Here is a 19091-nt window from a genome sequence, read left to right as displayed (position 1 = left end):
CGTTTCTGTATATTTAAAAATATTTTGGAAGGAATTTTGAAGATGTCGGGAAATAGGTTTGACATGGAGTTAGAAAATTTTAAACAGCTGATTAGCTCCCAAACTCGACAAAATTGGCTATTCGGAGCCGGAATAAGCTTCGACTCGAAAATACCTCTAATGTATCCGCTAACCGATCGAGTGGAGCAACTGGTATTGGGAGAAGAAGACGAAAGTAAAACGAAAATACTCCAGGCAATAAAGGCTGACCTAAACGATGATAGTCATGTTGAGCATTATTTGAGCCATCTGGGAGACCTAATGGCAATAGCCGAACGTTCAAAAATTAACGCAGCCAATATAGGTGCGGAGTCGCATTCGATGGAATCGCTCCAAGACTTATATCGTTCCATGATTGAAAAAATTGGATGGATAGTTAGGTACGGGTATGTGCCCGAGAATAAAAGTCGTGGTACAAGTGAAGAAATAGGGACACCCGAAAATCCAATAGTTGAGATCGAACCGCATTACAATTTCATTCAGGCTTTGTTGCAAAGCCAAGCGAATCTCGAGCGAAGAGCGGTAACGACCTTTTTCACAACGAACTACGATACTCTACTAGAGGATGCTCTTGCTCTCCATAAACGAATGGTGCGAGATGGATTTTCTGGCGGCGCTGTAGGTTACTGGAATGCCGAAAGAGAGTTTTCGAAACAGAACTTGGACTACGATGCATACGATGTGATAAAGCTGCATGGTTCAATTGACTGGCATAAGGATTTTGATTTAGGTCTAGTGAGAGCTCGATATGGTACTAAGTACCTTTCTAATCCTTCAAATATAATGATCTACCCTCAAGCAACTAAATATGTTGAGACACAAAAAGATCCTTTCGCCTCATTGTTTATGAGGCTTAGGAAGGTTTTGGGAGACAAGAGTCAAAATACGCTAATTTGTTGTGGATATAGCTTCGGTGACTCACATATAAATAACGAAATAGAAGCGGCTTTAAGAAGTGAAGGGAATCGGACAACCTTAATAGCCTTCATAAAGGAGGATTCATCAGAAAACTCAGTCGTTAACGCGACCCTTGATGCCTGGCTAAACTGTCCGAGAATTGGTAGTCGAGTATACGTTGCAGGGGAAAATGGCCTTTATCATTCATCGACGACGCCGATATTTGAGCAAGAGGGCTCGAAGTATAATTGGTGGCGTTTTGATGGTCTAACAGACTTCTTGAAAACAGGAGAGCTGGCATGAAGGCAATTTTCGAGGTCCGGGAAGAGTTGCGAGTCGGCAAGATTATTGAGGTCTCTGGAAATACGGTCAGGATTGAAATCGATAAAAACGTAAGTGAGCTAGTGCGTGCTATTGATGGCCAAATTTATCCTGTTGGACAAATGGGAAGTATTATCAAAATACATTTTGGCACAAAGTTGCTTTTCGCATTCGTTAGATCACTCAGAATGCGATCAGATATAGTTGAAGATGATCAGATAAAAAGCATTGACGCTTCAGATGATGCAAGAATTCTTGAAGCTGATCTGTTCGGTCAGGGGCATTGGTCGGTTAAGTCCCTGCGACTGGATTTTATGAGGGGGCTGGAGACCTATCCTCTTCCTCTGCAAAACGCATATATATGTTTGAACGATGAATTGGAAGCTATTTATAGGGCTGCTGAATTCAATGCTCACGAGCAGTCAGTGAGCCCGATGGTCCCGATTGGGAATTATGTTGGCGGCAATAATGCTTTGTGTTGCGCAAACATCGATAAGCTATTTGGTCATCATTTTGCGGTATTAGGATCTACTGGTTCGGGGAAGTCGGGAACTGTTGCTTCGATACTCCATTCAGTGCTAGCTCACGAACCTGAAGGAGTAAGGCTGAAGCCAAAGATTATCATGATTGATCCGCATGGTGAGTACGCAAGTGCTTTTTCTGAGCGAGCAAAAATATTTAGAGCCTACGGCGCCAGTTCAAATATGGAAGATAATGTTCATCTTCTAAAATTGCCTTACTGGTTAATGTCTAGCGATGAACTTAGGTCCTTAGTAATTGGAAAGACTGAGCATGAAGCGACATCCCAAAATAACATAATTTATGAGGCTTTAGCTTATTCTCGGTTACTTGAAGCGGGATACATAAATGATTTGGGTGACGATCCTTTGGGTGGCGCCGCGATAGAACGTAAGGATGATGTTTCTGAAGACGAATTTCTGAATTTTGATCGTGATAAGCCGATACCTTTTGAACTTTCAAAGTTTGTTACCCACATAAGTAAAGTTCAAGGCAGAAAGCTTGGAAAATCTGATGATCTGGCTCAGAGCGCAGGTCGCGATAAAATTGACAGCATATTAAAGAAATTGCGGGTTTTGCGATCAAATCCGCAACTTAAATTTTTGCTAGAAGAGTTTAATAAAGAAGAATCTCCTAGCCTTCAAGATATATTGCTGCAATTTGTGGGTGGGGATGATGATAAAGATGTTAGAATAATTGACATTTCTGGATTGCCTAACGAGGTGGCAGGCCCCCTAACGGCTTTAATAGCCCGATTATTATTTCAGTACAAGCTCTGGCAATCCAGAGATGAGCGCGAAAAAGACCCGGTGCTCTTCTTATGTGAAGAAGCTCACCGATACGTACCCAATCACGGTGAAGCTCAGTATAAGGAAGCGCAGGAGGCGATTCGACGTATTGCGAAAGAAGGTCGTAAGTATGGATTGGGCCTCGGGCTCGTTTCTCAAAGACCTTCGGACGTGGAGTCTACAGTGCTATCTCAATGCAATTCTTGGTTTGTACTTCGTCTTACAAATTCAAGCGACCAAGAACATGTATCAAGATTTCTTCCAGATAGCTTGTTGGGGCTTACCAAGATGCTTTCGTCCCTCACAAGAAGGGAAGCAATTTTTGTAGGTGAGGCGGCTGCGCTACCAAGTCGAATAAAAATTAGCGAATTGCCAGCTGACAAATTGCCCGATTCCAATGATATAAAATTTTCTGAAGGCTGGGTGAACGATTCGATAAGTGAGGATGCATTGGATGCAGTCGTAGAGCGTTGGTGTTCTTCGTAAGGTTGAGGTTGCCGACTGGGATCATCGCAGGGGAAACCGGGATTGATTTATTACTCGCGACGTCAAAACCCTTGAATTCGATTCGCAGGGTCAGGTCGCTACTGGATCGTGATTGCCGGCCATTTCCACAAACCTCGAAAGGTGAAACTGGGCCACGTTTATTTTCACGAAAACACTTAACCAATCATTGCAACAGGAAACGCAGTAATGCCTGATTACAAAAGGATGGCAGGGGAACAACAGGAGTCGCAGGTTTCGTACTTCCTGGATCGATACTTCGGAAGCAACGAAAGCTACAGAATACTCAATAACCTTGTGATTGAAGTGAACGGTTTTAATTCTCAGATTGATCATCTGATCATTTACAAAGCCGGCTTTATTGTCGTTGAAAGCAAGAGTATTCAGGGGTCGGTGAGGGTTAATTCACTGGGTGAATGGGAACGATCCTATAAAGAGGAATGGTTCGGTATCCCCTCTCCAGTGCAGCAGGCCTCAGTGCAGATTGATAACCTAAAGGCTCTTCTTGCGGAGAATAGCTCTCATCTTCTGGGAAAGCTTCTGGGTCTGCAACAGAGCTTTGGTTTACGCCAATATAAAACGGTGATCGCGATTTCCAGTTCTGCGCGGTTGGATCGTGACAATATCCCCTCTGATATCTCACAACATATTGTCAAAACTGAGTTTCTTGTCGATAAGATCAAGGATCTCACGCAAGCATCGAATAGCGCCCTGAAAAGCTTCGTCAAAACTGAGCCGCGTTTTACAGCTGATGAGATGGATCGAATCTATGCGTTCTTGAAGAATTACCAGCGGTCCGGCGAATCGGCACTGAAACCGGAAACCAAACAAGCTGTTACGGCCACTGAAGCGCTGGAAGCCACTAGCCAAGGGCCTGTAACCGTGAGCTGTAAAAAATGCGGTGAAACCGAAGCCCTCTTGGCGCAATATGGTCGCTTCGGTTACTACGTTCAATGCGCCAAATGTTCAACAAACACCGCTCTAAAGCACGCCTGTCCAGCATGTGGTTCAGTTTCCACCAAGACCCGAAAGTCCAAAGCTGACATGTTTCTGGATTGCCAGTCTTGCAACACCAGCACTCCATTTGCTGTTAAATGGGGTATTGCTGGCTCCAGCTCGAAATAGCGGAACAGGTTTGTTTTTGAGCAGATAAACGGGGAAAACCGGGACAGTCTTATTTATTGCATTAGGCAAGAGGAACATATGAGCGACTGGGACTTTCTGCACGATATGCATAATGAGGGCTTTAGCTCAGAGCAGATAGCGGATGCTGCTGCCTGTGGCTATAACCCCTGGAAGCAGGGCGATTGGGATAACATTGAGGAGTTTATTGACGATGAAGCGGGCTGGGATTCTGATAGTGAGCCAAAGAACCCAACGACTCTTGAGCTTTGGGAGTTGCTAGATGAATTAGTTGAAACCGCCCGAAATTACTTTGACGTTACAGGTCGACATCTGCCAATTTATGGAGAGCTCGGCGAGCTATACGGTGAAGCTAAATACGGAATCAAAAGGCATAAGCCTTATACACGAGGCTCCGATGGCAAATTGGGAAACGATTTCGTCGAAATAAAAACAATTAGCCCATTTAAGACCGGCAATGCCGTACTTGTGAAGCGGGCCGGTAATTTCAGCAAACTTCTTATCGTGAAAATCAGCAAAGACTTCGAGTTTAAAGCAAAAATGCTCGATCGAAAGAGCTTTGGAAAGGGCACAGGCAAACACATTAAAGCCAAGTGGAGTGAATGAAACTGCCTAATAAGTACATTTTCGCGGACTGGTTTTCCGCTGCGTTCCAAATCAGTCGCAAATGTGGGTGTTGGCGAAAACCGCTACAGATCTAAAAGGCAAACCGGGGCAGATCTATTAATACGGTTATTTGGGTAAGCTGTCCCGCTTTTCTGGAGTCAGTCCCTTTTCCCAGTCAGCTTCATCGCCCGGCGCAGGCAAAAACCGCCCAAACTCGATCATCTAGATGGCCGGAATGTCCTGAAGATAGATCCAGACGTCCTCAGCTGTGATCTCGACGATTCGGGCAATTTCTTCAAGCATCTGGCTCATCAAGGCCTGCTTGATCTCGATGCTTCTGCCCTCCCGCACCAAGCCATGCACATACACCTGAGGTGCGGTGTTCACTCTGCCACCCACAAAGTGGTCGCCCTCATTGGCCGCATAAAACAGAACCTGGGCAAAGAACCGGGGAGCGCCGGTTTGAGCGCTGTGTGACCTGCCCCCAGTCTTTAATCCAACTGCTCCCTAGTAATGTCCGGATCGCAGGCTTTATGAACGACTCGCGGGCAGGACCGGCGAATCGGTGGAGTGGGTGGATATCACCGGCCGTGATGAGGAGTTGGAGGAACGTGGTATAGACCCCCCGAGTTCGACACTTCCAGCCCGATTTCGGCCTGAAATCGGCACTCATGGCATGAGAATTCAGTAGCTTAGCCATCTCTTGCCGAATTCTTTGTAGTGACACGTTTTTCTCTTGATGTCTTGCCAGACATAGATTGGGCGGTCTATCGTAGTGACATGTTTGTCAAAGTCACCAAATCCGGTCCGCGCCGCTACGTGAAGCTCGTCGAGTCTTATCGCGACGAGGCCGGCAAGCCGCGCCAACGCGTGATCGCGACGCTGGGACGCCTGGAAGCCGTCACCGCCGGGGAGTCCAGCGCGCTGATCAATGGCCTGCTGCGCGTCACCGGCCAGCCAACGCTCGAGGAAGGCACCGGCGAGACCGACTTCGCGCCGGCGCGTTCCGTGGGTGATACCTGGCTGCTGACGTCACTCTGGAAAGAGCTCGGCCTGGATGACGCCTTCCGGCGTGTCTTGCGTAGCAAGCGCCAGTTCGATGCCGAGCGGCTGCTGCGGGTCATGGTGTTCAATCGGCTGTGTGATCCGGAATCCAAGCTCGGGGTGCTGCGCTGGCTGGAAGATGTACTGGTGCCCGACGTCGACACGGCCTCGATCAGTCACCAGCATCTGCTGCGCACCATGGATACCCTGTCGGACTGCAGCGAAGCTCTCAATGACGTTCTGGCACAGCAGCTCAAGCCACTGATCGACCAGGAACTCTCGATCGTCTTCTACGACCTCACCACGATTCGGGCAGAAGGCAGTACCTCACTCGACGGTGATCTCCGTCAATACGGTCCCTCGAAGGAGGGCGGCATCGCCCGCCAGTTCATGCTCGGTGTCGTGCAGACGGCGGAAGGCTTGCCCATTCACCACGAAGTCTTCGATGGCAATGTCGCGGAAACCCGCACGTTGCTGCCGACCATCGAAACGGTGGTCAAGCGCTTCAACGTGAGTCGAGTTGTGCTGGTCGCCGACCGTGGCCTGCTCTCGCTGGACAATCTGGCCGCCCTGTCCGCCGTACGTATCGAGGGTCGCCCTCTGGAATTTATCCTGGCGGTGCCGGGACGCCGTTATGGCGAGTTCGATGCGCTGCTGAAGGCGTTTCACCAGACGCATTGCCAGGACGCCGAACGCGAAGCCTACGGCGAGATGGCATGGCAGGACCATCGGCTGATCGTGGCGCACCGGCCGGAGGTCGCGAAGGCGCAGACGGCGGCACGCGATCAGAAGATCGAGGCGCTGCAGGCCGATGCGCGCCAGTGGTTCGAGAAACTGGACAATCAGGATGCCGGGCGGCGCTATCGTGGCAGAAAGCTCTCGGATGCCGGCGTCACCGCCAGGTTCTACAAGGCCGTCACCGACGCTCACCTCGGGCATATCCTGAAGGTCGATCTGACCGCCGAGACGTTCAACTATGTCCTGGATCAGCGGGCGCTCGATCGCGCCAGGATGATGGACGGCAAGCTACTGCTGGTCACCAACATGGCCGACCACGACCCGCAGGAGATCGTAGAGCGCTACCGGGCGCTGGCAGACATCGAGCGCGGCTTCCGGGTGCTGAAGAGCGACATCGAGATCGCACCGGTCTACCACCGGCTGCCGGATCGTATCCGCGCCCATGCGCTGATCTGCTTCCTCGCGCTGGTGCTTTACCGGGTGCTACGAATGCGGTTGAAGGCCAGCGATCACCCCTTGTCACCGACGCGGGCACTGGAAATTGCCCGCAAGATTCAGTTCCACCAGGTCCTGCTGCACCGTCGCGAGACGGCGAGCGGCTTGACCAAACTGAAGCCTGAACAACGCGACCTTTTCGAAGCGATTGGCCTGCCGGCACCGACTGCATCTCGCTTGTAGTGCCAATTTTGAAAACGCGTTTTCAGGTTAATCAGTGGTTTACGCTTCTATCTGTCGAACTCGGGAGACCCGCAAGCCGCGCTTCAGGAGCTCCATGTGGAGGATGGCCAGGGCAACATCCACCGGGAACTGGATGCCTATATTCTGTTGATGTCGCGGGTCTGGCTGCTGAAACCGCTTGCCTGGCTGATTGGCTTGCCGGTAATTCGGCCAGCGCTGGCAAAGCTGTATCACAAATGGGTGAGCGAGCGGCTGGAGCGAACCGGGCGCATGCCGTTGTAACCGCCGGGCCCTTACTGCAACTGGTATTTGACCGGCTGCAGCGGTTCGGGTGCCGGGTCGCCCAGGGCTTCGGCAACACTGATTTCATGAATGCGGCAGATGGCATCCAGCGGCAGGTCGTTGGTGTGTCGGCCAAAGGGAAACTCAAGCTGTTCAGACAGGCGATCCAGCCCGAAAAACGTGTAGGCCACGATGGCGGTGAACACCGGCGTAAACCAGCCTGCGACGCCTACCAGCCCGAACGGGAGCAGGTAGCAGAACACATACGCCGTGCGGTGAGCCAGCAGGGTATAGGCAAAGGGCAACGGGGTGAGGGCAATGCGTTCTGAGGCCGCCTGAATGCCCGCGAGGCCATGAAGGTGCTGGTCTACGGCCGCGGTTGCTACAGAATCCAGATCGCCCGCCTTGTGGGCTTCGGCGAGTACGTCTCCGGCCCGGTGCAGCATGAAGGCGGCGGGATTGCGGGTGCTCAGGGCCCGGTCAATGAGTTCGGGCGCCAGTGACCCGGGCAGATCAGACCGTACATCTTCTCCCCGCAACTGGCCGCGCAGCAGGTGAGCGTGAGCGAGGCATCGGGTTAGAAGTTCCCGGCGTCGCTCCGGGCTCAGGTAAATGGTGCCAGTCCGGGCCAGGCTGCGAAATTCGTACACCATATGCCCCCAGTGTTTTCTGGCTTCCCACCAGCGGTCGTAGGTGGCGGTGTTGCGCACGCTTAAAAAGATGGACAGGGCGATGCCCATGATCGTGAACGGCAGAAGTGTGTAGTCGACCATGCCGTCGAGGTAGTGGTGGCGCGAAACCCAGGTAACGGCGGCTGCAAACATTCCCGTAAGCAGAATGTGCGGCAGAATGTGGGGGACAACAGACCCTTTCCAGGCCAGCATCAGCCGGAGTGGCCCGGGGCGTTCGCGAACAATCACGGTTAACACTCCTGGGGTTGATGGTGGCCTTGCCTGAGGGTTGGCCGCTGTGATTCCTATGCCTTTTTACGGAGAACCCACTCGTTACACAAGGGGGTAAGCTTTTTTAAACGAGGGGGGCAGCACTCTGGCCGTTGCCTGGCATTACCCTGTGGTTTCAGGGGCAACCAGATCAGGCGGCGGATTTGTGGCAGCAGTCACTGTCGCAGGGTGATAGCAGGTAAGTGCTCGAAACTTCGAGAAACTGTTCGATAATCTGTGTCATCAAGATTCCCTCTGATGGTTTATTTGAATTGCAACCTAATAGGTTGGGGCACAATCCTATAAAAAAACTTCGGAAAACCGAGACACATTGAGACCGCTTGGCGCGGGGGCTGTAAATTCCGATTGTTTTATCGACAGTCCCATGGCGCTTGAGCCTCTGACACCGACTTACTTTGATAGTAGCGGAAAGCGGTTGATGCGTGTTCGTGAGATGCGATTTTTCGTGCCGCTTGATTTCTCTTCTCCTGCCCTGATTATTTCTACCATCAGCCAATCAGAGGCCTGTTCATCATGACTGACATTCGACACCTGGTATGTCCCCATTGCCACAAAGTGAATCGCGTACCGGCCGACAAGTTGTCCTCCGGCGGCAATTGTGGCGCCTGCAAACAACCGCTTTGGCCGGATCAGGTTCTGGAGCTAACGGAGCAGACCTTTGCTACCCATACCGGGCGTAGCGATCTGCCCGTGTTAGTGGATTTCTGGGCCAGCTGGTGTGGCCCGTGCAAAATGATGGCGCCCCAGTTCGAGCAGGCCGCGAAGGCCTGGCGCGGGAAAGTGCGCTTTGCCAAGCTGAATACGGAACAAGCCCCCGGGCCGGCCGGTCAGTTTGCGATTCGCAGCATACCGACCCTGATTCTGTTCCAGAACGGCCGGGAGGTGGCGCGCCAGAGTGGCGCCATGAATCAGGCCCAGATCAGTCAGTGGCTGCAATCGCAGGGTATTCGCTAGGAAAAACCGGGACAAAGGTGTCGTAGTATGAAGTTTCTGATCATCGGTGTTTTCGCCACCATCGTGGCTGTCCTGATCTGGCGTAGTAAACAGAACACCGCCCCTGAAGAGCAGGCCTGTGCCATCGACATCGGCAACCTGCTGAAAGCCAATCCGGATGTCCAACCACAGGCCATTGCCGATGTGTTTCAAAAGCACGGAATTGATAGCTCTCGTTGCCAGAAGGTGGGCGCGATGGTGATGCCGCAGTTGCGAAAGCAGGGGCTGAAGCCGGAAGATGCCCGGATTGTGATGAGGCAGGTGAGGGCGGCCTACCCTCTTGTGCCCTAGGTTGAATCAATTGAATTGATGATCGGAGAACGCTATAGCTGGTGGATGGTAACGAGATTGCCCGTTTTAGCATCAACTTTCCCGAGCCCTTTTGCTGCGGGGCTTCCGGGCGCTTAATCCGAGGTTTCCAACACAGTTATCCACAGGTTTTGTGAGTAAAGTTCGTGATAAAGCCGGTCAGGAATCAGGCCGACGGTCGTCCCGGTCTTCCGGGGTTTGGTTCGGCCCGCCGGTTCAGCTCCACTTCAGTTTGGGCGTTTGGTAGGACTGGATGGCCGAGAGCAGTTGCGCTTCGTTATCCGTGTGGATAATCATCTCGGCATGGTGCGGTTTCAGGAAGCCGGAATCGGTCATGTTCGAGATCATCTCGAACAATTTATCGTAGAAACCGTGGACGTTGTAAAAGGCGCAGGGTTTTCCGTGATAGCCGAGCTGAGCCCAGGTCCAGGCCTCGAAGATTTCTTCCAGGGTACCGACGCCGCCGGGCAGAGCCACAAACGCATCGGCCATCCGGGCCATGGCGGCTTTTCGTTCGTGCATATCAGCAACAATTTTCAGCTCGGTCAGGCCGGGGTGAGCCAGCTCCCGGTCTTTCAGGTACTCGGGAATCACTCCGTACACTTGAGCGCCCTTTTCCAGAAAGGCGTCTGCGACCACGCCCATCAGGCCGACGTTGCCACCGCCGTACACCAGATCCACTCCGTTCATTGCCAGGTAGTGCCCCAGAGCACGGGTTGCCTGGGCGAATTCCGGGTTTTCACCAATGCTTGAACCACAAAATACGGCAATTCTCATGGGTCTTACGAGGCTCCATCGATTCGGTTCAGAGGGGTGAGTGAGTTCTTCACTCTGTTGTGGTTGGTCCGGGCGTCTTTAGGTGCCGGAGCCTAATAGAATGCCGCCTCCGGTCTGCCCAGTCTAGCCGTTGATCGTGCATCCGAACCCGCAAGCCAGTTGTTAAGGCTTCGTAACCTGTTGAAGTATAAATAAAATGTAAGAGGTGGCGTCTCGTGTGATTCTGTTATTCTCGAATGGTTCAAAACTGACAGGTGCCCGGTGGGGTGCTGAGAACAGGCTCTCCCACCGGCGATACAGGACAAGTCAGACCACCTGAACCATGGGATTTACATCATGAATATGAAATCACTGCTCGTTTTTCTGTCTCTGAGTGCCACCTCGTTGGGTGCCGTTGCGGGTGATACCGCCGACGCCGCGCTGGGTGGAGGTATTGGCGGCGCACTGGGGGCCGCCATCGGCAACGAGGTGGGTGGCAGAGACGGTGCGATTCTTGGCGGTGCTGTCGGTGCGGCAGCGGGAACGGCCGTGACCACCCGGGACCAACGGGACCACGATCGCGATTATGATTATGATCGCCGCCGGTATGACGATGATCGCGGGTCTTACCGGAAGTCTCGTGGCCATTTCTGCCCACCAGGCCAGGCGAAAAAGGGTAACTGCTGAGACGCTTGTGTGTTTCCGGGCGCACGGGGGCGTGCTGTGGAGATCACCGCTGGAGGAATTGATGCGTAACCTGCAGGAGGTGATGTCCGGAGCCTAGTGACTCTCTGAATAGTCAATCCATCCAGTTCCAGGGGGGCGCGTCCAGAAGCCCCTGGCCAAGAATGCGGGTTTCACCCAGCACTTTGTTCAGTGCGATGGAATGGCAATCGTCGTCTGCTTCCAGAGCGGCTACCAGTCGAGGGGCGTGGGAAACAACCCACACCTGGGTTTCCCGCGAGGCGCGAATGATCAGTCGGCCGAGGGCCGGAAGCAAGTCGGGATGCAGGCTTGTTTCTGGTTCATTCAATACCAGTAGTGATGGTGGGCGGGGTGTGAGCAGCGCGGCGACCAACAGCAGGTAGCGAAGGGTGCCATCAGAAAGCTCGGCCTGATTCAGGGGGCGGAGTAAGCCGGCCTGCTCAAATTCCAGGACGAAACGGTTGCCTGCGTCTGTGCTGAACCCGAGCCTCGCTCCGGGAAAGGCATCTTCAATAGCGCTGTGCAGGCCCTCCCGGTCGCCGATTTCGTGAATGGTACGCAGGGCTGCAACCAGGTTATGGCCATTGTGGTCCAGCACCGGTGTACGGGTTCCGATTTGCGGGGTGCGGATGCTGGAGTGTTGATCGGTGCGGAACTGATCGTAAAAGCGCCACTGCCTGATGGCCTGCCGGACGGCATGGACTTCAGGTACAGCCACAGGATCACTGATCTCGCTCAGAATGCTCTCATAGGTGTTTAGCCGGGTGTCGTAGACCTCCCATTTCCGCCCTGAACGTACTTTGACAACCGGCCCGACGCGATCAATCAGACAACTGCTTGGGCGGCAGACATCACCCACCCAGATACATTCGCGTTTTATTTCAGGGTCGAGCTGAAACATGCTGGGTTCCTGATAACCTGCAAACCCCGTAGAGGCCGGAATCCCAAGAGAAATCGCGTAGCCGAATTCTTCGCCGGCAAACCCCAGCCGTAGGCGGGATGGGGTGTTCCCGGCGGTCCCCTGAACGGGCGCTGAGCCGTCCCGCATCTCCTTTGAGAACTGGCCAGGCCCTGCCCAGAAGGTGTAGTCCAGGCCGCCCTCTTCCGCCAGGGAGGAGATCAGGTTGCCTTTTGCCGTTTCCGCCAGCAGGCGCAACGATTTATAGAGGTTTGATTTGCCACAGCCGTTCGGACCGGTAACAACGTTCAGGCCCGCCAGCGGTGCGACCACGTCTCTGAGGCTGCGATAGTTGGAAACGGCAAAGGCTTTGATCATGATCCGGGCCGAACCTGTTTCTTGAAGAAGGTTCGAGGTGCGCCTGCAACGAGCAGGAGAGGGCCAATGAGTCTGGATTTTCCCATGGATGCTTCTCTTTGCCATAAGTGATCTTGTTTCGCGAAGAGAATATCATTTTGTGATCCCACAGTTTGAGCTAGGTTGCTCAAAGGGATCCGGGAGGCTGCATGACCGGAGAACACTCTGTTCTAGGCCGCCCACTTGAACGCTTTCTGATACACTCAGAATCTAAACAGTCCAGGCGAGAACCATGGCCCCTGATCTAACCAAACATCCTGATATCGAGAAGCTCAGCGAGTTACTGGCTGATTTCCCGCATATCCGGGTTGCCGCTCTCTTTGGCTCCATAGCTCGGCGAACCGCCCGGCCAGACAGCGATATAGATGTTGCCGTTCAGGCTGACAAAGAGCTCCGTGCGGATGAGCGTATTACCTTAACGGAAGCCATTGCTCTGGCCTTCAACCGCCCTGTGGACCTGGTGGACCTGCGCACAGCCGGGCAGCCTTTACTGGATCAGATTGTCAGCACGGGCATACAGGTCGTCGGCACACGCCACCAATGGGGTGACCTGATTTATCGCAATATCATGGAAAACGAGGACTTTGCCCCATACCAGAAACGTATCCTCGAAGGTAGACGCAACGCATGGATGAACAACTCGTAGCATCGATACTGAGCTGGCGTCTCGCATGCGGAAGTCCGTGGGATTCCGAAATGTGATGGTTCACAATTATGACGATGTGAACTGGGAGATCGTGTACGCCATTTGCAGTAAGCACCTGGGCGATTTTCGGGCCTTTGCCAAGGTGTTTTCGGATTTGATTGCGTAGACGGGAAAATCTGCGTAGATCCTCTGAGAAAAAGGTGTTTGCCGCCGTCGTCTTTTTCCCTATTTGGCGAGCAATGATCGGCTTGTTTTTTAGTGGCCGGCCACAAATAGCGGACCAGCGAGCTCAGGGATATCACCCTCAATCATCATGTTCTTGGAGTATTTGTAAGCATCAGCTTCGAGTTGGGTATTGGTGAGCATTTGTTTACCATAGGGCTCTGGTTGCCAGTGACGGCTACTGAAATGGATGACTCTTCAAGGAAAGAAGGAACAAAGTAATGAGCAAGAAAGTTGTGCTGTTGGGTGACTTGGGAACAGACCACCAAGGATTCCCTCCCACGCCGGTGATTGCGGGCTCTCCAGACGTGCTGATTGATGGCAAACCCGTCGCCCGCGTTGGCGACCCTCTCGCGCCACACTCCAAACCAAAGCACCCTCCTCATCCTCGTGCTATTGCTGCGGGTTCGGCAACGGTACTGATTAATGGCATTCCTGCTGCAGTGACTGGCAGTGCAATCTCTTGTGGTGGTGTCACGATCGGCACTGGTAGCGTTGTGATTGGTGATAGCCATTCGCCTGCGCCGTTTTCAGGGATCTCACCCGAGCCGTCAAAGATCGCTTCACGGGCGGCACCTCCTGCTACTCACTCTGGCAGCGCTATTCCTGCATCACCAAGGACCAATGGTTCCGGGAGTGGTGCGAGTAATCCTGTGGCAGGTGGGCCGGTAGCATCCAGTATGCCTGGGCCAGGTGTGACTTCAACTCCAACTAATGGTCAGCCAGAGCCCGAGATAGAGCCGGGCTTCCATGTCGTTCAGGCACCCATGAGCAAAACAGAATTGTTGAGCGCTCTGTACGGCGATGCCTCGGCAAAACCAAATAGCTTTGACTGGTTGAATCCGGATCTTGGCGCACAGGTGTTGCCCGGTGAGATGATTGTATTGGGCGACCCTGAGAGCACGGAATGCACTCAGAAAGAAGCCGAATTGATGGAGGTGGCTGCTAGCGTAAATGCTCAGGTGAGGTCGCTGAAGCAGGACGAGGCGGAGTTCCTCGTTAAGTATTATGACTTGTTGGAAGCCATTACCTCAACGGGTTCGGCGGGGCTGGGTGCAGGCGCCGTGATGGTGTCGAAGCAGATCAGCAGTATTGAGAAGACGTTGAGGAACATTGAGCGTCTTCATCAGGAGAGTTACCGCAAACACGGCCATCTAAACCATCCGGAGTTCTTCGAGAAACGGCGGGCGCTTTTCAAGGAACTGGATTTTGCTTTGGGAAGCATTGCCCGCCGGGGAATGTCGCTGGATGACGATGCCAAGCTGAAACGAGCGCTGGGGTTGTCGTCGAAGAGTATTGTTAATCACTGGAATAAGGCTGGGGTGGGTGACATACCTGGGTACGCTACGCACTATGAGCGGGTGGCTAAAGGGGCAAAGTATGCCCGCAATGTGGGATATTTAGGGATCACTTTGGATGTATCTCTTTCTGCGCTGGAAATTCGTGAGGCCTGCACTGCAGGTGATGATCAAGCGTGTCAGGCCGTTTCGTATCAGGAGGGCGGTAAGCTCGTAGGCTCGATGAGTGGCGGCGCTCTCGGAGCCGGTGCTTCATATGGTTGCTTAGCCTTTGGGGTCACTTCTGCAGGTATTGGAGGAATAGCCTGCGCAGTGATTGTCGGCGGTGTAGGTGCCGCTGTGGGCGGAAATTACGGAGGTAAGGTCGGTGAGGCTCTTGGCGAGAAGGTCAGGGAGATGATTCATGAATGAGGGCCAAATGACAGATTTGGTGGTAATTTTAGGCGCGCTCTCTTTAGGTATTGGCTTCATTTTGCTTTTGCTTATGGTTACGTTGCTTTTCCGAAAAACAGCGGAGGTGGAGCGTCGAGTAGCGACACCGGGTAAGCAGTTGGATGAGGCTCGAAGCATTTGGGGAAACGGACCTATCGGTCGTTGGATGAGGGTGATGTACGTATATGCTTTTGTGGTTTTTCGACACATTCCAAGAATAGGGCCTCGAATTAAATCGAGAATGGGGGATGAGAAAGAACCCTTGCCCCTCTCATTGAAACTGTGGATTGTTGTGCCTTTCACAGTGTATGCGGTTCTCATGTTTCTGTTTTTCTTTTCAGGTTGGTATATCGGAGCGTTTGATTAGTGGATAGCACTAGTAGTCTGAAGGCGCCCATAGAGAATTCATTGAGCAATTGGCAAAATGTTTCGTTGAAGTACTTTGGGAGTGGCAAGCTATGACTGACACGCTCCAGATAATCGCTGCATTCATCGGGGTTGGAGCGCTCGGTTTGGGATTGGTTTCACTATGCATCATGCTCACCTTGGCCTTCTCTCGAGTGTCGAGAATCGAAGAAAGAATTTCGCGCCCCGGAACGTCTGCACTGGAACACCGGAAAATCTGGGGTAATGACCCTCTAGGCCGATTAATGAGAAGCGGCTATGTATTTACGTTTCTTGTTCTTCGATCAGTACCCTCGAGCCGGCTTAATCGGTCAGCGGCGAAAATTGGTGATGTATCCACACAATTACCTTTGCGAATGACCTTGTGGGCGGTAGTGCCTCCATTACTTTTGTATGGTTGCTTTGCAGTGTTGTTAATTGTCGGTTTGCTCTTGTGAGGAGCATCTGCCGGCATTGTTGACGTCCTCAAGGAGGAGTAGTGTGCCGGGTTGCGGCCTATCGGATCACCGGTTAATTTCGTCCAGCCCAGTCATCCCTAGTTCCCTCGAATGTCATTCCTAAAGACGACTCCTCAACTTTGAACGTTGCGATGAACGGGTGGGCTCGGTGCAGCAGGTGGCGGAGTAGGTGGTGAGACTATTGGAGCAAAGCTGAGAGAGGTTGTCCATGACTGAAGAGTTCTTGGCTGGCTTAGCGGCAATCATAGGGGCAGCTTGTATGCTCATTGGTGTCCTTTTGATGTTTCTGATGGTCACGCTGTTTTTTCGCAAAACCGAGGAAGTCGAGCGGAGGATTGCAACGCCCGGTAAGCAATTGGATGGAATTCGCAGTATCTGGGGTAATGGTCCTATTGGTCGCTGGATGAGGGTTTCGCATGTCTATGCTTTTTTTGTATTCCGGAAGTTTCCGCGTATAGGGGCTCGTATCGAATCCCGAATGGGTGACGAGGAGGAGCCGTTACCTCGTTCATTAAAGCTTTGGGTGATTGTGCCCTATACCGCGTTCGTGATTCTTACGTTTTTGTTTTTCTTTTCCGGTTGGTACCTTGGGGCGTTTGATTAATAGATCCCGCTAATTGCAGGGGCTTTTGCAAGGGATTTCCAGCCGTTTTGCTAGCGTCATCAAGGAGCAGTGACGTGCTCATAAAATACTTTCTGGATCACAAAAAGGCGCTGACGCTTTGCGCAGGGGCCTTGGTGATTGCCCTGACGTTATACCCGATGTTCTATCGCACCTGGGCGTTTGGCTCCGATGCTTGGGGGTTATCCGTCATAGCGATTCTTGATCCCGAAGAAGTGCCCTGGAGCCCTTCGGATTTCAACAGTCTGGCGATCCGGCCTGCCGTTGCCTACTGGCTTCTGACAAATTTCGATTGGCCTTATGAGCGCTGTGGTAAAGCGATGACCGCGATGGACGGTTGTTCGCAGCCTCTGGTTAATTTTGTGGGCACGACGCTGGATACGCACGAACCGGACTCGATCATTGAGGTGGACCCCATCAGTTGGACAGCCTGAAGGTGCAGTTAAGCTCTGATCCGGCTGTATTCCCGGCTCAAGCTGCCAGGGTCATGGGTTGTTGGTAGTACACCTCATCCGGTGTTTGGTAATCAAGGGTTTGGTGGTACCGGGTCTGATTGTAATGCCGGAAGTACCGGTGGAGCGCCTGCTTCAAGTGGCGTCCATCCTCGAAGGCTGTGAGGTAGACGCACTCGTGCTTGACGCTGCGCCAGAGCCGTTCCACGAAGATGTTGTCATGATAGCAGCCCTTGCCGTCCATGCTGATCCGAATGCCATGCTCCTTGAGAGCGCCTGTGAAGGCCTCACTGGTGAACTGGGCACCTTGATCAGTATTGAAGATTTCCGGCGTTCCATGGCGCTGTAGGGCTTCCTCCAGGGCATCGATGCAGAAGTCTGTGTCCATGGTATTGGAGACCCGCCAGGACAGCACCTTACGGCTGTACCAGTCGATAATGGCGACCAAATACATGAAGCCTCGGGCCAGCGGCACGTACGAAATATCCGTTGCCCACACCTGGTTGGGGCGGTCGATTTTCAGCCCTTTGAGCAGGTACGGATAAACTTTGTGCCCGTCGCCCGGAATGCTGGTTCTGGGGCGTGGATACACCGCCTGAATGCCCATGGTGCGCATTAGGCGCTGAACCCGCTTGCGGTTTATCAGGTGGCCTTTGCGCTCCAGATGGGCTCGCATCTTACGAGAGCCATAGTACGGCGTTTCCAGATGCTGCTGGTCAATCAGGTACATCAGATCCAGATCCTCCTGACACTGTTCACGAGGGACGTAGTACACCGACGAGCGGCTCAGTTTGAGCAACTCGCACTGGCGCACAATGCTGACTTGGGGATGACCATGCTCGATCATCGCCAACCGGCGTTGACGGCTTACTGATCGAGCTTGCGCGACAAAAAATCGCGTTCCACCGTCAGTCGGCCGATCTCGCGGTAGAGTTCGTCAGAACTGGGCTCGTTGGACTGTTTGCCGGACCTTTTTTTGCCTTCGAAGAGGTCCGGAGCATTCTCCAACAACTCGCGTTTCCAGGTGCTAACCATGGTCGGATGAATCTGGAACCGGGCGGCAATTTCAGATGTGGTCTGGTCACCCTTGAGGGCGGCTAGGGCAACTTTGGACTTGAACGATGGGCTGTATTGCTTGCGTTTCTTGCTCATGATTCTCCTCCTTGTGGAGATGATGAATCAGAGCTTAGGCACCTGTCCAAATTTCGGGGTCCACTTCACATGACGCGCCGAGGCTATGGGTTGCTTCGACATTTTGCGGCACGGGGAGAGCCGGTGAACGGCTATTACAACGGGCTGACGCCAGTGCATGAAGCCGTTCTCTATGCCAATGTGGACTACCTTCACGCCTTGCTGGAGCTGGGGGCGGACCCGAACCTGCCAATTGATATGCAGGAGAAGGACTACCATGGCTTCAATGCGTTTGAGTTTGCGGTGTTTTTGGAGGCCCGGAATCCGGAAATGTATCAGGTTATTCGGGTAGTACTTGGCGGCAGCGAGTGAGCTACTTTGAATGCGAGTCGACGATCAGCGCAGCGCTGAAATAGATCTGCGTGTAGCTAGAAGAAATGGAGGCATACGTTACCCGCCCAAGCGCTCACTGTTTCTGGCCACCACGTCTATAAGAAAGTCTGCCAGGGCCCTGATTCGTCTAGACTTTGCCAAGTCGGTTTGTATGACGAGATAGATAGGCTGATCGACTCCAAGATCGGTGTCGACACAAACGAGTCCTGAGTTCCGAGCGATGAAATGTGGCAACAGTGCGAGCCCAAGCCCTGCCTTTGCTGCGGCCACCTGGGTGGCTAGTGAAGTGGTTGTCAGGGCGGGTCTTCTTCCACGCAAGATCCGCTCTATCCACTGAGCGGCAGGCAAATGTGAGTACATTTCCCCCCAGGTAATGAAATCATCCGTATCGTAGTAACCTAGGAGTCTGCGCGGCAGAAGTATTTTGAGCAAG

Annotated in this window: 22 protein-coding genes; 16 read left to right on the top strand and 6 right to left on the bottom strand. The window is 52.9% G+C overall.

Annotated elements, in window-relative coordinates:
• Positions 1-63 precede the first annotated feature (63 nt).
• The 4 genes from OZ656_RS15430 to OZ656_RS15415 all read left to right on the top strand — a co-directional run bounded on the left by OZ656_RS15430 (position 64) and on the right by OZ656_RS15415 (position 4817).
• Positions 64-1239, top strand: coding sequence for an SIR2 family protein (locus OZ656_RS15430; protein ID WP_278350402.1), 1176 nt, complete (start codon positions 64-66; stop codon positions 1237-1239).
• Complete coding sequence (locus OZ656_RS15425) at positions 1236-3050, top strand: ATP-binding protein (protein WP_278350401.1); 1815 nt, start codon at positions 1236-1238, stop codon at positions 3048-3050. Before OZ656_RS15430 ends, OZ656_RS15425 begins: the two co-directional genes overlap by 4 nt.
• 207 nt (positions 3051-3257) lie before the next feature.
• Positions 3258-4193, top strand: a complete 936-nt coding sequence (locus OZ656_RS15420) for a nuclease-related domain-containing protein (protein ID WP_278350400.1) — start codon at positions 3258-3260, stop codon at positions 4191-4193.
• A gap of 78 nt (positions 4194-4271) precedes the next feature.
• Complete coding sequence (locus OZ656_RS15415; protein ID WP_278350399.1) at positions 4272-4817, top strand: hypothetical protein; 546 nt, start codon at positions 4272-4274, stop codon at positions 4815-4817.
• A 222-nt stretch (positions 4818-5039) separates the two neighbouring features.
• On the opposite strand, the gene OZ656_RS15410 is transcribed toward OZ656_RS15415, so the two are convergent.
• Positions 5040-5249, bottom strand: coding sequence for a tautomerase family protein (locus OZ656_RS15410; RefSeq protein WP_379945218.1), 210 nt, complete (start codon positions 5247-5249; stop codon positions 5040-5042).
• Between the two features lie 348 nt (positions 5250-5597).
• Here OZ656_RS15410 and OZ656_RS15405 point away from each other — a divergent pair, with 348 nt between their 5' ends.
• The gene (locus OZ656_RS15405) at positions 5598-7277 is read left to right on the top strand and encodes an IS1634 family transposase (RefSeq protein WP_100732333.1); all 1680 of its coding nucleotides are present in this window, start codon (positions 5598-5600) and stop codon (positions 7275-7277) included.
• Positions 7278-7373: 96 nt separating this feature from the next.
• Positions 7374-7559 carry a hypothetical protein gene (locus OZ656_RS15400; protein WP_379944711.1) on the top strand — a complete coding sequence of 62 codons (186 nt, stop codon included), beginning with the start codon at positions 7374-7376 and terminating at the stop codon, positions 7557-7559.
• Positions 7560-7570: 11 nt separating this feature from the next.
• On the opposite strand, the gene OZ656_RS15395 is transcribed toward OZ656_RS15400, so the two are convergent.
• Positions 7571-8479: a bestrophin family protein gene (locus OZ656_RS15395; RefSeq protein ID WP_278351251.1), complete on the bottom strand. Its 909-nt coding sequence runs from the start codon at positions 8477-8479 to the stop codon at positions 7571-7573.
• 555 nt (positions 8480-9034) lie between these two features.
• On the opposite strand from OZ656_RS15395, the gene trxC reads away from it, so the two are divergent.
• Positions 9035-9475, top strand: coding sequence for a thioredoxin TrxC (gene trxC, locus OZ656_RS15390; RefSeq protein ID WP_278351252.1), 441 nt, complete (start codon positions 9035-9037; stop codon positions 9473-9475).
• Between the two features lie 27 nt (positions 9476-9502).
• The gene (locus OZ656_RS15385; protein ID WP_113880345.1) at positions 9503-9805 is read left to right on the top strand and encodes a hypothetical protein; all 303 of its coding nucleotides are present in this window, start codon (positions 9503-9505) and stop codon (positions 9803-9805) included.
• Positions 9806-10039: 234 nt separating this feature from the next.
• On the opposite strand, the gene OZ656_RS15380 is transcribed toward OZ656_RS15385, so the two are convergent.
• A complete protein-coding gene (locus OZ656_RS15380) occupies positions 10040-10600 on the bottom strand; it encodes a TIGR00730 family Rossman fold protein (protein WP_278351253.1) in 561 nt (186 codons plus the stop codon).
• A gap of 336 nt (positions 10601-10936) precedes the next feature.
• On the opposite strand from OZ656_RS15380, the gene OZ656_RS15375 reads away from it, so the two are divergent.
• Positions 10937-11266, top strand: coding sequence for a hypothetical protein (locus OZ656_RS15375; protein ID WP_014422345.1), 330 nt, complete (start codon positions 10937-10939; stop codon positions 11264-11266).
• A gap of 112 nt (positions 11267-11378) precedes the next feature.
• On the opposite strand, the gene OZ656_RS15370 is transcribed toward OZ656_RS15375, so the two are convergent.
• Positions 11379-12560: an AAA family ATPase gene (locus OZ656_RS15370; protein WP_278351254.1), complete on the bottom strand. Its 1182-nt coding sequence runs from the start codon at positions 12558-12560 to the stop codon at positions 11379-11381.
• A gap of 271 nt (positions 12561-12831) precedes the next feature.
• Here OZ656_RS15370 and OZ656_RS15365 point away from each other — a divergent pair, with 271 nt between their 5' ends.
• The 6 genes from OZ656_RS15365 (at position 12832) to OZ656_RS15340 (ending at position 17116) form a co-directional block, all read left to right on the top strand.
• Positions 12832-13245, top strand: coding sequence for a nucleotidyltransferase domain-containing protein (locus OZ656_RS15365; protein ID WP_278351255.1), 414 nt, complete (start codon positions 12832-12834; stop codon positions 13243-13245).
• 55 nt (positions 13246-13300) lie between these two features.
• Complete coding sequence (locus OZ656_RS15360) at positions 13301-13411, top strand: HepT-like ribonuclease domain-containing protein (protein ID WP_379944710.1); 111 nt, start codon at positions 13301-13303, stop codon at positions 13409-13411.
• A 277-nt stretch (positions 13412-13688) separates the two neighbouring features.
• On the top strand, positions 13689-15176 hold the full coding sequence (locus OZ656_RS15355) for a type VI secretion system PAAR protein (RefSeq protein WP_379944709.1): 1488 nt from the start codon (positions 13689-13691) through the stop codon (positions 15174-15176).
• On the top strand, positions 15169-15564 hold the full coding sequence (locus OZ656_RS15350) for a hypothetical protein (protein WP_379944708.1): 396 nt from the start codon (positions 15169-15171) through the stop codon (positions 15562-15564). The genes OZ656_RS15355 and OZ656_RS15350 overlap by 8 nt, the downstream gene beginning before the upstream one ends.
• Before the next feature lie 704 nt (positions 15565-16268).
• On the top strand, positions 16269-16664 hold the full coding sequence (locus OZ656_RS15345; RefSeq protein WP_379944707.1) for a hypothetical protein: 396 nt from the start codon (positions 16269-16271) through the stop codon (positions 16662-16664).
• A gap of 74 nt (positions 16665-16738) precedes the next feature.
• On the top strand, positions 16739-17116 hold the full coding sequence (locus OZ656_RS15340; protein ID WP_379944706.1) for a hypothetical protein: 378 nt from the start codon (positions 16739-16741) through the stop codon (positions 17114-17116).
• Positions 17117-17153: 37 nt separating this feature from the next.
• Here OZ656_RS15340 and OZ656_RS15335 read toward each other — a convergent pair.
• Positions 17154-18286, bottom strand: a protein-coding gene (locus tag OZ656_RS15335) for an IS3 family transposase (protein ID WP_228715213.1) whose coding sequence is annotated in 2 segments (ribosomal slippage) — positions 17154-18004 and positions 18004-18286 — 1134 coding nt in all. Because the reading frame shifts where the segments join, the coding sequence is not laid out codon by codon here.
• Between the two features lie 69 nt (positions 18287-18355).
• On the opposite strand from OZ656_RS15335, the gene OZ656_RS15330 reads away from it, so the two are divergent.
• Positions 18356-18637, top strand: coding sequence for a hypothetical protein (locus OZ656_RS15330; protein ID WP_379944705.1), 282 nt, complete (start codon positions 18356-18358; stop codon positions 18635-18637).
• A gap of 78 nt (positions 18638-18715) precedes the next feature.
• Here OZ656_RS15330 and OZ656_RS15325 read toward each other — a convergent pair whose 3' ends face one another.
• Positions 18716-19018 (bottom strand): LysR substrate-binding domain-containing protein, encoded by a 303-nt coding sequence (locus OZ656_RS15325; RefSeq protein ID WP_379945217.1) that lies wholly within the window; start codon positions 19016-19018, stop codon positions 18716-18718.
• Positions 19019-19091 lie beyond the last annotated feature (73 nt).

It is taken from the genome of Marinobacter sp. LM1, assembly GCF_042763285.1.
In the GTDB taxonomy this organism is placed as follows: Bacteria; Pseudomonadota; Gammaproteobacteria; order Pseudomonadales; family Oleiphilaceae; genus Marinobacter; species Marinobacter nauticus.
This window is presented reverse-complemented; position numbering and strand designations above follow the sequence as displayed.